Annotated in this window: 12 protein-coding genes; 5 read left to right on the top strand and 7 right to left on the bottom strand. The window is 66.3% G+C overall.

All coding sequences use genetic code 11. The features are described from left to right. Positions 1 to 17 precede the first annotated feature (17 nt). From ACZ1JX_RS18310 to ACZ1JX_RS18300, 3 genes are all read left to right on the top strand, one after another. Positions 18 to 947 carry a LysR family transcriptional regulator gene (locus ACZ1JX_RS18310; RefSeq protein ID WP_465126779.1) on the top strand — a complete coding sequence of 310 codons (930 nt, stop codon included), beginning with the start codon at positions 18 to 20 and terminating at the stop codon, positions 945 to 947. Between the two features lie 334 nt (positions 948 to 1281). Then, the gene (locus tag ACZ1JX_RS18305) at positions 1282 to 1812 is read left to right on the top strand and encodes a phosphoribosyltransferase (RefSeq protein ID WP_465126778.1); all 531 of its coding nucleotides are present in this window, start codon (positions 1282 to 1284) and stop codon (positions 1810 to 1812) included. Between the two features lie 5 nt (positions 1813 to 1817). Beyond that, positions 1818 to 2768 (top strand): NAD-dependent epimerase/dehydratase family protein, encoded by a 951-nt coding sequence (locus ACZ1JX_RS18300; protein WP_465126777.1) that lies wholly within the window; start codon positions 1818 to 1820, stop codon positions 2766 to 2768. Here the strand turns inward: ACZ1JX_RS18300 and ACZ1JX_RS18295 are convergent. The 7 genes from ACZ1JX_RS18295 to ACZ1JX_RS18265 all read right to left on the bottom strand — a co-directional run bounded on the left by ACZ1JX_RS18295 (position 2741) and on the right by ACZ1JX_RS18265 (position 11534). After that, positions 2741 to 3421 (bottom strand): cytochrome b/b6 domain-containing protein, encoded by a 681-nt coding sequence (locus ACZ1JX_RS18295; protein ID WP_465126776.1) that lies wholly within the window; start codon positions 3419 to 3421, stop codon positions 2741 to 2743. The two genes, ACZ1JX_RS18300 and ACZ1JX_RS18295, sit on opposite strands and share 28 nt — an antisense overlap. A gap of 27 nt (positions 3422 to 3448) precedes the next feature. Beyond that, the gene (locus ACZ1JX_RS18290) at positions 3449 to 3898 is read right to left on the bottom strand and encodes a c-type cytochrome (protein ID WP_465126775.1); all 450 of its coding nucleotides are present in this window, start codon (positions 3896 to 3898) and stop codon (positions 3449 to 3451) included. 32 nt (positions 3899 to 3930) lie between these two features. Then, positions 3931 to 5235: an ankyrin repeat domain-containing protein gene (locus ACZ1JX_RS18285; protein ID WP_465126774.1), complete on the bottom strand. Its 1305-nt coding sequence runs from the start codon at positions 5233 to 5235 to the stop codon at positions 3931 to 3933. Next, positions 5228 to 6568, bottom strand: a complete 1341-nt coding sequence (locus ACZ1JX_RS18280; protein WP_465126773.1) for a DUF1552 domain-containing protein — start codon at positions 6566 to 6568, stop codon at positions 5228 to 5230. Before ACZ1JX_RS18280 ends, ACZ1JX_RS18285 begins: the two co-directional genes overlap by 8 nt. Further along, positions 6565 to 9024, bottom strand: a complete 2460-nt coding sequence (locus ACZ1JX_RS18275; RefSeq protein WP_465126772.1) for a DUF1592 domain-containing protein — start codon at positions 9022 to 9024, stop codon at positions 6565 to 6567. The genes ACZ1JX_RS18280 and ACZ1JX_RS18275 overlap by 4 nt, the downstream gene beginning before the upstream one ends. A gap of 93 nt (positions 9025 to 9117) precedes the next feature. Continuing rightward, positions 9118 to 10680 carry a carboxylesterase/lipase family protein gene (locus ACZ1JX_RS18270; protein WP_465126771.1) on the bottom strand — a complete coding sequence of 521 codons (1563 nt, stop codon included), beginning with the start codon at positions 10678 to 10680 and terminating at the stop codon, positions 9118 to 9120. An 8-nt stretch (positions 10681 to 10688) separates the two neighbouring features. After that, positions 10689 to 11534, bottom strand: coding sequence for a nuclear transport factor 2 family protein (locus tag ACZ1JX_RS18265; RefSeq protein ID WP_465126770.1), 846 nt, complete (start codon positions 11532 to 11534; stop codon positions 10689 to 10691). A gap of 361 nt (positions 11535 to 11895) precedes the next feature. Between ACZ1JX_RS18265 and ACZ1JX_RS18260 the strand changes: the two genes are divergently transcribed. Together ACZ1JX_RS18260 and ACZ1JX_RS18255 are read left to right on the top strand one after the other, a co-directional pair. Beyond that, the gene (locus ACZ1JX_RS18260; RefSeq protein WP_465126869.1) at positions 11896 to 12888 is read left to right on the top strand and encodes a sugar phosphate isomerase/epimerase family protein; all 993 of its coding nucleotides are present in this window, start codon (positions 11896 to 11898) and stop codon (positions 12886 to 12888) included. A gap of 13 nt (positions 12889 to 12901) precedes the next feature. After that, positions 12902 to 13276, top strand: coding sequence for a C-glycoside deglycosidase beta subunit domain-containing protein (locus tag ACZ1JX_RS18255; protein WP_465126769.1), 375 nt, complete (start codon positions 12902 to 12904; stop codon positions 13274 to 13276). Positions 13277 to 13281: the final 5 nt, after the last annotated feature.

Here is a 13281-nt window from a genome sequence, read left to right as displayed (position 1 = left end):
ATAGGTAGCCCCCAGTCGTGCCAGCATTCTCCCGCTTCCTGCGCTATTTCCTCGCCGTCGGCCGCCTCGGCTCGATCCGCAAGGCGGCAGACGAGCTCAACGTTTCGGCCTCGGCGATCGACCGGCAGATCCTCAACGTCGAGGCCGAGATCGGCATGCCCCTGTTCGAGCGCCTGCCCACCGGCCTGCGCCTGACCTCGGCGGGCGAGATCATGATGGCCGCAGGCGGGCGCTGGCAGAAGAGCCTTTCCGAAGTGCGCGCCCAGATCGAGGACTTGCGCGGATTGAAGCGCGGCCACGTTGAAATCGCGGTGATCGATGCACTGGCCAAGGGCGTGATTCCCGCCGCCATCCAGTCGATCCAGAGCCGCTACCCCGGCATCACCATTGATGTGAAAGTCACCGGCAACGATCAGGTCCGCCGCATGATCGCCAGCAACGAGGTCGATTTCGGCATCTTCTTCGATCCCGAATCCTTCCGTGATATCACCGTACGCGCCTTCGTCGACGTGCACCTCGGCTTCATCACGCCCGCCGGCCACCCCTTCGGCCAGCAGGCCGAAGCGCGCTTTTCCGCCTGCATCGGCTCACCCGTCGTGATCCCCTCCAGTGCACTCGCGGTCCACCAGCAGATCGCCGTGCTCGAAGGCACCACCCGCGCCACGCTCGACAAGAAAGCCACCAGCAACAACATCCAGATGATCACGTCGCTGGTGCTCCAGGGCGTCGGCATCGGCATCCTCACCTCATTGGACGTGATGACCGAGGTCCGCGCAGGCCTGCTCTCCTTCACCCGCATTTCCGACCCCGTCCTGCGCCCGATGACGCTCGCCCTGTGCACCGCCACCGCCCGCCCCCCGACTTATGCGGCAGACATCGTTCTGGGCGAAATGCAGGCGGCCTTCGGCCAGTTGGCCTATCCCGGATCGCCGGTCCTGCCGGTCTGAGGCTTGCGCGTCCTTCTGTTTCTCGCAGAGACGCAGAGAAGAACGGGAGATCGCAAAGAAGCAGCGCTTGCGGCGAAGCCGCTTTCTGCTCGGTACGCTGCCTCCTGCCAGAAGCTTGAAAGACCTGAGTGGCCTTGCGGCCAGACACAACACCTCTGCGTCTCCCTTTCTTCTCTGCGTCTCTGCGAGAAACACGCCCCACAGCGCCGCCCCCGCGAAGGTCAATCGACCAACGCCAGCGGAACCCAAAAAGACGTGGGAACCGCAATTGCGCGCAACCCCTTCACGCGATACCCCGCGAATCTCGTACATCTGCCAAGGTATTGTCCGGAACATGACCGATTCCGCCCCTCCGGTGCTCAACTACATCGCTTACGAGGACTTCCTCGCCAAAGTGCGCGGCCTTTCGCGGACCCTCGCGGCAGACAGCTGGAAGCCCGATTTCATCATCGGCATCGGGCGCGGCGGCCTCGTCCCGGCGGTCTATATCAGCCACGAACTGCAAGTGCCGATGCTCTCGATCGACCATTCCTCCAAAGTTCCCGGCTTTGCCGACGAGCTGCTGGGCAAGGTCGCGGGCAAATCGGCTGACGGCACCCGCCTCCTCTTCGTCGACGACATCAACGACAGCGGCGGCACAATCGTCTATATCCGCAAGCTCCTGTCAGACTTCGGCTGCAACAAGGAGAACCTGCGCTTCGCCGTCCTGATGGACAACTGCCGCTCGCAGGCCCGGGTCGACTACACCGCCGAAGTGATCGACCGCGCGGCTGACAAGCGCTGGTTCGTCTTCCCATGGGAAGCGGTGATGACCGCCGATACGCTGGCCGAAGAAGCGCAAGCCGTCCCCGAACGCCTCGCCTGAGCGCGATGCGCGTCCTGCTCACCGGATCGTCCGGCTGGCTCGGACGCACCCTCGCCCCCCGCCTTCGCCAACAGGGCCACAAGGTCCTCGGGCTGGACGTCGCGGCAGGTCCGGAAACGCAGATCATCGGCTCGGTGGCAGACCGCGCCGTGATCGAACAGGCCTTCGCCCAAGGCGTCGACGCGGTGATCCACGCCGCCGCCCTGCACAAGCCCGACATCGTCCGCTACGGCGAACAGACTTTCATCGACGTCAACGTCACCGGCACGCTCAACCTGCTGCAGGCAGCAAAGGCGGCAGGGCATGACCGTTTCGTGTTCACCTCCACCACCTCGCTGATGATCAGCCAGCAGGTGCGTGACGAGGCGGGCAGCGAGGCCGTCTGGCTCGATGAACAGACCGGCCCGCTCGCCCCGCGCAACATCTACGGCGTGACCAAGCTCGCCGCCGAGGGCCTGTGCCGCCTCTACGCGCACGAACACGGCCTTGCCTCCATGGTCCTTCGCACAGGGCGCTTCTTTCCCGAAGACGATGACACCCACGCCACCCCTTCGGGCGAGAACCTCAAGGCCAACGAACTGCTCAACCGCCGCCTGACGGTGGAAGACGCCGCCGACGCGCACATCGCCGCGCTTGAAAGCGCGCCCGATCTCGGCTTCGACATCTTCGTGCTGTCCGCTCCCACGCCGTTCAGCCGCAGCGAGGTGCGCGAGCTGAAAGCCGATGCGCGCAGTGTCATCGCCCGCCACTTCCCCGATGCGGCAGCGCTCTACGCAGCGAAGGGCTGGACTCTACCCCCCAGCATCGGCCGGGTTTACGACGCATCACACGCCGAACGCCGCCTTGGCTTCCGTTGCAGGACCGGCTTTGCCGAGGTGCTGGAGGCCTTGCGCGAGGGCCGCGAACTGCCTTTCGCGCACGATCCGTCCTACACCTCGCCAGCGCTCGAGAAGTGAAACCCCTTCGACACCGCCCAGACCAGCGCGGCAATCACCGCGAGGCCAATCAGCGCTCTCACGGGTGACCAGCGCACCCCTTCCGCGCTCTCGCCCGGTGCCAGCTCGCGCTTGCCGGTGATCATCGGGCTGACCAGATCGCGCCCGACGAGGAACTGGTAGTAGCCGATCGCGCAGACGTGCAACCCGATCAGCGCCAGCGCGGCCTTGAACGCGATTTCGTGAATTTCCGAAGCCTGCCGCCCCGCATCGAAGCTGATGTAATCAGCCAGCGGCCCCGATTCCAACCCGTCGACATCGACCGCGAACAGCCCTGCGCCAACCAGCGTCAGCAGCACCAGCAGCAGCGCCGCCACGCTCCACCCGCCCAGCGGATTGTGCCCGTCGGTGGGATGCTCGTCGCCCGCCTTGCGCGCATAGGCGATGACCTCGCCCGGGCCTTTCAGGAACTGCGCAAACCGGGCGGTGCGCGATCCGGCAAGGCCCCAGAACAGCCGGAACAGCAGCAGCGCAAGCACCAGCAGACCGGACTGCCGGTGCCAGTCCATCTCATTGTTCTCCCCGCTCCACCACGAAAAGCAGAACAGCCCCAGCAACGACCAGTGAAACAACCGCACCGGCACGTCCCACACGCCAACCTTGCCCTCTGTCAAAGTGCTGCCCCCTACCTTTGCGCCGGATCAATCGTCCGCCCGGAACGCCTTGTGGCATCCGCCGCAAGTGCCGCCAACCGCCTTGAACTGCGCGCCCACCGCCGCCGCATTGCCACTGCCTGCCACGGCCACCAGCTTGTCCGCCTCAGCGATCAGCTTCTTGGCATGGCCATCGAACGTCGCGCGGTCGGTCCAGATCGCGGGCAGAGCGTCGGTCTTCACCCCCGCACCGGGGCCGGTGCCCTTGGGGAACAGCGGACCCTGCGCGCGGGCAACGGCGGCGATGGTCTTGGCCGCGCCCACCATCTTGGCCTTGTCGGCCCCGCCCGCCAGCTCGTCCTTGATGACCTTCATCGCCCCGCCCATCTTCTTGAAGTTCGCCTGCCGCGCCGCAATCGTATCGGCGGGCGAAGCAGCGACGGCGAGCGAGGCGCCGGTGGCTACAAGAACAAGAGCGAGAACAGCAGAGCGCATCATGGGTCGGAATCCTCGATAGAACGCAGATGAAATCAAAGCGGCTTCAGCGCCAGCGCGGAAGGCGGCATTTGGGGAAAGACCTTGGCATAGACCTCGCGCACCGTGGCAAGCCCGCCCTCGGCCATGGCCGCCGGGGTGCGCCCGAACTTGTCGGCAAGGTCAGTGCGGGCACCCTTGGCGGCGAGGAGGCGGAGCATGGCTTCAAGCCCCGGATGCCACCCGCCGCCCAGCACGCGGTGCAGCGCAGTCATGCCATTGGCGTCGGCAAAGCTCACATCGGGGCTAAGGGTCAGGGCATATTCCAGCGCCTCCGGGCTGTGGCTCGAAGCCGCCGCGAGGAGCACATTGGTGCCATCGCTCAGCACCACGTCCTGCTGTGCTCCTGCCTCGACGAGTTGCCGCATGACCCCGCTCTGCCCCCCTTCTGCCCCGGAGAGTAGGGGGGGAGTTGGAGACTTGGGCGGAGGGGCCACGCCGAAGTTCGCCTCGGTCACCCAGGTGATCCGCGATGGCCCGGTCAAGCCATTGGCATCGGCGCCTTTTTCGAGCAGCGCCGCCACCAGCGCCCCCTGCCCGGCCGCGGCGGCAACATGGAGCGGGCGATTGCCATTGCGGTCGATCTCGCCAAGATCCCAGCCCCGCCGCGCCAGCAGCAACCGCGCCGCCGCCCAGTTCTTCTGGTAAAGCGCAAGCTGCAGCGCGCTCGTATTCTCCGGCCCGCGATGGCCAAGGTCCGCGCCTGCATCGACCAGCACCGCCACGGCATCGGCATTTCCGCCCGCGATGGCAAAGAACAGCGGCGTAAATCCGCCCGGAGTCACCCGGTTGACCTTGGCCCCGGCCTTGACCAGCATCGCCACCGCATCGGCCTTGCCCGCCGAGGCCGCCCACATCAGCGGCGTCTGTCCGCGCGGGTCGGGCGCATCGGCCTTGGCCCCCTTGGCGAGCAGCGCCGCCACCGTCTCCGCAGGCGCAAACCGCGCGCAGAGCGACAAGGGCAAGGCCCCTTCCGCCCCCGCCTTGCGCGGATCGGCCCCGGCAGCAAGCAGCGCCGAGACAATCGCCGGATTCCCCCGCTCGCAGGCCAGCGCCAGCGGCGTCAGGCCATTGGCGTCGGCAAGGTTCGGCCTGGCCCCCGCGCCCAGCAGCAGCGTGACCAGCGCCGGGTCCTGCACCTCGACCGCACGGCCAAGCGCAGGCTCGCCATAGTCGAGCGGCGCATTGGCATCGGCCCCGCCCGCCAGCGCCGCCTGCAAGGCCGCCGCATCGTCCGCCGCGATAGCCTCGGCCACCGGCGAAGCGCCCGCGAGCAGCAAGGCTGCGACAAGCTCAAGCATCGGCCAGCCCTTTGAGCGGTCCGCTGCTATCCCCGAACTTGGTTGCCGAAACGCCCAGCAGGTTCAGCCCGGCCAGCATCAAGTCCGACATCGAGGTCCCCTGCGCCACTGTCAGGTGCCGCCCGCCCGAGACCAGCCCGCCGCCCACGATCACCGGCAAGTCCATGAAATCGTGGTCGTTCGAATCCCCGAACGCCGATCCGCGCAACACCAGCATGGTATCGAGCAGCGACCCTTCGCCGTCGCACACTTCCTTCAGCCGCTGCAGCATGTAGGCGAAGAAGGTCATGTGATAGCGGTTGATCAGCGCCAGCTTGGCCATCTTGTCCGGGTTCTTGCCGTGATGGCTGAGCATGTGGTGCGAATCCGGCACGCCGATTTCAGGATATGTCCGGTTCGAAATCTCCCGCCCGATCATGAACGTGCCGACCCGCGTCAGGTCCGCCTGCAGCGCCAGCACCTGCAGGTCGATCATCAGCTTCACGTGGGTCGCAAAGTCATCGGGAATGCCCGCCGGCGCCTGCATGGAAGTTCCCTGCTGCGCCACCGGAGTCCCCTGCGCCCGCTGGATGCGCTTCTCGATCGCGCGGGTGGCGTCGAGGTACTCATCCAGCTTGTGCCGGTCCTCCATGCCCAGCGCGCCCGAGAGCCGCGCCGCATCCTCGCGCACGAAATCGAGGATCGAGCTCTGCCGCCGCAGCTGCGCCAGTCGGCTCGTCTCGTCCAGCGCCTCGCCATCGCCGAACAGGCGCTCGAACACGTCGCGCGGATTGGCGGTTACCGGCAGCGGCACCGTCGGCGTGGCCCACGAGATGCCGTTGGTATAGGCGCAGGAATAGTTGATGTCGCAACTGCCGAGCAGGCTCGCCTGATCGATGCCCAGTTCGAGCGAGGGGAGCTGCGTCGCCTCTCCCAGATGCGCGGCGAACACCTGATCCATCGACACGCCGCAGCGAATGTCCGGCCCCTCGGTCTGCTTGGCATGCGCGCCGGTCAGGAACGCCGGACAGGACCGCCCATGCCCCGCCGGTCGATCCCCGAAAGCCGCCGCCTGCGGATGGCCCAGCCCTGTCACGAACAGCAAGTCCTTGCGATGCGGCTCCAAAGGCGCAAGCGTCTGCGGCAGCGTGAAATCGGCCCCCGTCCCCACGGGCCGGTACTCCGCCATGGTCATGCCGTTGGGCGTATAGAACACCTGCAACCGCTTGGGCCGCTGCGCAATGTCCGCGGCCTTCGCGCTCGGCATCATCGCTTCGAGGAACGGCAGTGCCAGCATCGTGCCAGCCCCGCGCAACACGGTGCGGCGCGAAAGAGGGGCGCGGCGCACGATCATCGCTGCACCTGCGCCACTTTCAGCCCCGGAGCCCGCCGCATGGTGAACGCCGGACTGGTCACGATCCCCCGCACGATAGTCTGCACGCGATAGTCCTCCTGCGCCGCCTTGCGCGCGATGGCGCGGACGGCGGGCATGTCCTGCGGCCCCAGCCCGCGCGCGAGGGCATAGGTCATCAGCCGCTCGGTAAAGGCCTGCGCAAACTCGTCGCGCCGCTCCATCAGCACCTGCTGCAGCCCGCTGAACCCGGCAATCGCGCGGCCATCGGGCAGCACGGCGGTATTGTCGATGTCCTGCCCCGCATCGACCGTGCGCCAGGCGCCCACCGCGTCGAAGTTCTCGAGCGCAAAGCCGAGCGGGTCCATCTTGGCGTGGCAGGCGGCGCAGGTCGGGTTGGCGCGATGCAGTTCCAGCTGCTGGCGCGCGGTCAGCTTGCGCCCGTCATGCTCGGCCTTCAGCGCGGGCACATCGGGCGGCGGCGGGGGCGGCGGCGAGGCGAGCATGTTGTCGAGCACCCACTTGCCCCGCTTCACCACGGAAGTGTGGTTGCCATAGGAGGTCACCGTCAGGATGCTCGCCTGCCCGAGCAGCCCGCCGCGCGTGGTTGCAGGGTCCAGCGCCACCTTGCGAAACGCCGTGCCGCTGACGCCCGCGATGCCATAATGCCGCGCCAGCCGCTGGTTGAGGAAGGTATAATCGGCGCGGATGAAATCGGTCACGGGCCGGTTCGCGCCCATGACATAGGCGAAGAACATCTTCGTCTCGGTCGCCATCGCGCTGCGCAACCGGGTGTCGAAATCGGGAAACTCGGTGATGTCCGGGCGCTGCTGTTCAAGGTTGCGCAAATAGAGCCACTGCCCGGCAAAGTTGTCGGTCAGCGCCTGCGCCTTGGGATCGGCCAGCATCCGCGCAATCTCTGCATCGAGCACGCCGGGGGAGCGCAGGCGCCCCTGCTCGGCCAGCGCCAGCAGCCGCTCGTCGGGGATCGAACTCCACAGGAACAGCGCGAGCCGCGTGGCGAGATCGAGGTCCGACACGCCATAGGCCGCACCCGCAATCCCTGCAGGGGGCGGGCTTTCCACCACGAACAGGAACTGCGGCGATACCAGGATCGCCTCAACCGCCGCCTCGATGCCCTGCTCGAAACTGCTCCCCGCCCGCGCCGCGCCATAGATGCGCAGCAAGGGCGCAACATCCGCCGCCGTCACCGGCCTGCGCCACGCCCGCCGCGCCAGCGCGGAGACGATAGTCTGAGCACAAGGCCCTTCCTCCGCCGCATTGCGCGGACGGCATTGGAAAAGCCCCGGAGTTCGTGGCGGTCCGCCCTTCGCATCAAAAGGCCCCGCCACGTCCAGCTGCAGCACGTCGCGCGGGAAATTGCGCTGCGAATAGCGCGGGTGCATCCGCCACGAAGGCACCTGCACCGTGCCCGCCCGCTTGCCATCCACCCACACGTCCATTGGCAGGAGCTTCGGCGTGTCGAGCGGCAGCGGCACGTAGTCGGTGTTGTTGCGCAAGGTCTGCACGCTCTCGTCCGGCCAGGTCTGGCGGCGGAACGATACGCCGATGCGATGCTCGCCCGCGCTCAACCCCACGCGCAGCGAATAGCGGTCCTCGACCAGCCGGTCGGTCTCGTTATTGGTGTTCGAGTTCAGCCACGCGACGATATCGTAAAGCCCATCGGCCCGCGCGACATAGCGCACCGCCGTACCCCCGCGCGAGGCCAGCGGCAGGTCGCCCGCGCCGAACGCATCGACGGCGCGCTCGTTGTAGGCCGGAACCCCGCCGTTCATCACCGAGCCGTCCTTGGGCACCTGCCATGTCGTCACGAAAGGCCGCGTCGGCACCAGCCCGGTCGCCATCCGCGCCACCTTGCCCGCCACCGCGACATAGCGCTCCATCAGCGTGGGCGAGACGCTGAGCACATCGGCGATGTTATCGAACCCGAAGCCCGAATTGTCCGGCGGCAAGGCGCGGGCAAGATCCGCCTCGACGCCGAGCAGATCGCGCACCGCATTGGCATACTCGGTGCGGTTCAACCGTCGCACCGCGCTGCGGCCGGGATCGGGATGCGCCGCCACATATTGCGCCCGCGCGCTGTCGAGCCATTCGACCACGGCGGCGCGCTGGGCCAATTCCGGCTGCGGCTTGGAATGGGGCGGCATCTCACCCGTCGCCATGCGGCGCAGGATCTTCTCCCAGGCTTCCGCATTGCGGCCATCTGCAAGGTCCGAAGCCTTGAGATCCGCCACCGAAAGCCCGGCGACATGATCGAAATCGTTGTGGCAGCGCGAACAGAACTTATCGAGCATCGGCTCGACCATGGCGGCGCGGCTCTGCGCCAAGGCGTCAGGTGCAGCAGCCGCAGGCTCAGCCCCGGATTGCGCGGACAGCAGCAGGCTCGACGCTGCGAGCAGCCCACTCAGGCCCAATAGAATTCGCGCCCCTTTTGCCATTGGCGCGGGACTATCGGGCGGGGGTGCACGCGTCCATTGCCATTAACGGCACGACCCATAGCGATAAATCGCGCACCCCCGGACGAGTGGCGCTCACATCAGGCCGAGCTTGCCCCCGCTTGCTGCATAGGCGCAGAAGGCCTCGAAGCGTTCGGGCGAGGACACGGCGGGGCGCATCCCTTCGCGGTCGCCCAGCCCCATCACCGTCGCGCCGGTCTTCGACACCTTCGCCCAGCCTTTGCCCGGAACCCCACTGCGCATGAATGCCAGCAGACGGTCCTGCCATTGCCGGACAACGCGATCGTCTGCAGGCTTCCACGCCCGTTCGCCGATGCCGATATTGCCGAACACATAGGGCAGCTGCGAGGAATGGAAGGCCCCCCACGATTGCCCGCCGTTCACCGCCGGATAGGCATGGTCATAGAGATATGCGAAGACCGGCTGCTGCGCCGTCCGCGTGCGCTCGCGCGCCCAGAGCAGCAGCCCCGCCATGTAGCGATCCCGCGCGATCAGCGTGTTCGATGCCACCGCCTCGGCGTCCGTCGCGTGCGGGTAAAGCGCCAGCAGACGCTCGGCAGAAGCACCATAGCGCGCCCGCACCGCCGCTTCGAACTGCGCAGGCGTGCGCACCGAGGGGTCGATCATCTCCGCGCTGTTGTAGCCCGAGATCAGCGGCACCGGGCTCGCCACAGGGCCGCTTGCGCGGATCGGATCGAACGGCACCACCTTGCCATCGACATTGGGCACGAACATCAGCCGCGGCGGCCCGCTGCTGGCGCCGGGAACATAACGCGTCGCCTCGACAAGCGCCTCGGCGGGCTCCGCGCGCATGTCGGCAATGCTCGCCTTGTCGAGCTTGGCCGCAAGGTCGCTGCCGATCTGCTCGTTCTGCTTCAGGGGCGGCACGTCCACCGCCATGCTCGCCCCGCTGAAGGCGATGGCCTTGTCGAACAGGCCCTTGGCGAGTGGCGAGACCATCAGGTCCGCCACCGATGCCGCGCCCGCGCTCTCGCCCGAGACGGTCACGTTGCCAGCATCGCCGCCAAACTTGCCGGCATTGGCCCGCACCCATTTCAGCGCGGCGATCTGGTCAAGCAGCCCGTAGTTGCCGGATGAACCGAGCGGCGATTCCGCGGTGAGCGCGGGATGGGCCATGAAGCCCAGCACGCCAACGCGGTAGTTGATCGTCACCACCACGGCGCCCTTCGCCGCCAACTTCGCGCCATCATAGATCGGCAGGCTGCCCGCACCGCCACCGAAGCCGCCGCCGTGGATGAAGACCAACACCGGCAGCTTCTTCGTGGCTGCGCTCTTAGGGCGCCACACGTTGAGCGTCAGGCAGTCCTCGCTCATCGGCGGGGCGGCAAGGAATTCAGCGGTGTACGGCCCCCACGGCGCGGGCACGCCCTGCTGGCACACAGCCCCGAACGCCGATCCGTCGCGCACGCCCTGCCAGACCGGCGCAGGCTGCGGCTCGCGCCAGCGGTCGGCTCCCACTGGAGGCGCAGCATAGGGGATGCCGAGGAACGCCTCCGCATCCCCCTTCACCACCCCGCGAACCGCGCCGCCGCTGGTCGGGACGACTGTCCGCGCAAGCCCTGCCTGCGCGGCGAAGGAAAGGGCCAGCGCCCCGGCGACGGCAAGGTTCCGCATCATGTCCGGCCTCAATATTCGAAGGTTTCGCTCATCGTGCGATAGGGCACCGGCGGCGGCGCATCCAAAGTCTGGCCGGTGTCGGTACGATAGGGATTGTTGCGCATGGTCACCGGCGCATCTGGCTTGGGCATCAGCACCGGCTTTCCGTCCTCGCCGAAGTACATCAGGTCATCGGCAAAGGGGTTGTCCTGCGATTTGGCGGCAAAGGGAATCCAGCCCATGCCATGGGGCGAACGCGCCACTTCGTAGCAATGCAGGTGCCAGATCTTCCACTGCCCGTCCTGGCGGATGAAGTCGACGCCGTACTTGACCATGATCTCGTGCATCCACACGCGCTTGCCGTCGATCATCAGGTCCTTGACGTACATGAAGTCGGGCGCCTTCTTCGCCGCCTCGGGATCGGTCAGCCCGGATTCCACGCCCGCCATAACGAACAGGCCCTTGGCGGTCTGCCCATCGGCCGCCACCTCGATCAGCGGCGAGGCGAGGTAGTGGAAGATCAGCTTGCCCGCCGGATTGGGCCGCTGCGCGTGATAGCCGGTGATCGATTCCCAGGAAGTATAGACCCCGTTGTTCGAATACTGCGCGCGTATGCCGGGCGTGCCCTTCTTCGCCCAGAGCGGAATGATCTCGGGATCGTGAAAGGCGTTGTGCAGATACATGTAGCGCGAGAACAGGTTCTGGATATCCCCCCGGTCGCGCGCAGACTGGGCCGTGGCCCTGAGCTGCGAGACTTCAGCCCTGAGCGCGGCGATCTCGGCAGAAACGTCGTCCTTGGCCAGCACCGGCGTTGCCAGTCCCAGAGTGGCCGCACCGATCGCCAGCATGCCCTTGCGCAAGTGATGAATTGTCATGTCGCTCTCCCATTGGCAGCTCCTGTCGCGGCACGTCTTCGCGCTCGCTGCTGCCCGGTACCAAAACAAGTATGTTGATTCTAAAATGGGGTCAAGCGGCGATTGACAGGCCTTGACGGCGAGGTTGAATTAGTAGAATATCTATTCCAATAGAGGGCGCCAGACCCCAGGAGAGAGCGAGAGGCATCCGGCCCGCAATGGCCCGAACCCCAGCCCTGTCCGACCTGTAAACTCGGCACTGAACCGAACCGCAGCCTGTGCCCGGCTATCCGCAAGAACCCCCGCCAAGAGGTGACGTGTGTCGAAGATCAAGAGGGGCGTGAGCCTCTATTCCTACCAGAACGAGACCTTCCAGGGTAAGATGACCCTCGAGGACTGCATCCGCACCAGCGCGGAACTCGGCGCCAAGGGCATCGAGATCATCGGCGAGCAGACCTTCTGGGGCTGGCCCGAATATGGCGCGGCCGATGCCGATGTCGAAAACTGGCACCGCCTGATCAAGCAGTACGACTGCACCCCCGTCAGCCACGACTTCATGCTCGACTACAAGCGTTACAAGGGCCGCCCGATGCCCTTCGACGAGCAGGTCGCCAGCGTGAAGAAGGACATCGAATTCGGTGCCCGCCTCGGCATGAAGTACATCCGCGCGCTCGTATCGATCGCCCCCGAAGTGCTCGTCGCCGCCGCGCCTTACGCTGAAGAACATGGGCTCAAGATCCTGATCGAGGTCCACGCCCCGCTGCACTTCGATCATCCGTGGATCATCCGCCACGCTGAAGCCTTCGAGAAGTCGGGCTCCGACGCACTCGGCTTCCTGCCCGACATGGGCATGTTCCTGTTCAGGTTCCCGCCCGTGTGGAAGGAAAAGTTCCTCCGCATCGGCGTGCCGCAGAACATCGCCGACTACGTCGAAAAGGCCTACGAGGACCGCGTCCTTTCGGAATACGTCATCCTCGACGTGCAGCAGATGGGCGGCACCGGCCCTGCCATCGCCATGGCCGAAACGCTGCGCCACAACGCCGCTTTCGAACCCAAGCGCATGCTCGACTACATGCCGCGCATCCACAACATCCACGGCAAGTTCTACCAGATGGACGAGGACTACGTGGAGCCCTCGATCCCCTACGACAAGATCGTCGAAGTCCTCAAGCAGGGCGGCTACGAAGGCTACATCTGCTCGGAATACGAAGGCAACCGCTGGATCGAGGATGCGCAGGAGCCAGACTCGGTCGAACAGGTCCGCCGCCAGCAGGTCATGCTCGCCCGCCTGCTGGGCGAAGCCGAAGTCCCCACGATCAAGACCTCGCCCACCGCATCGGCTGACGCCGAAGCCACCCGCGAAGCCGCAGAATAAGGAGAGCCTTCCCATGATGGACAACAAGATGATCGTCGAGGGCAGCCTCCAGTCCGTGGAGGGTGGCTTTTCCTTCCTCGGGCGCCTGCCCTACTACCGCGGCCTTGGTCTTTCGATGATCGAGGACATCCAGGTCACCGTCGATGGCGAAGTCCAGCCGCGAGAATCGGTGCGCTTCAGCGTGCGCGGCAAGACCTACACGCTCGACGAAATGGAAACGGTCTATGACGACCGCTGGAACTTCGGCGAAAAGGCGCAGATCATCGTGCTGAACGGCGGCCTTTCCGCTGGCACCCACACGATCACTTTTGCCGTGCGCAACCGCGTCTCCTACCTGCCCTTCGTGCCCACCACCAAGGACACCAAGGACCTCGCACTCGCCGCCTGATTCCC

The sequence above is a fragment of the Novosphingobium sp. BL-A-41-Hi4A-0G genome (assembly GCF_055521735.1).
This window is presented reverse-complemented; position numbering and strand designations above follow the sequence as displayed.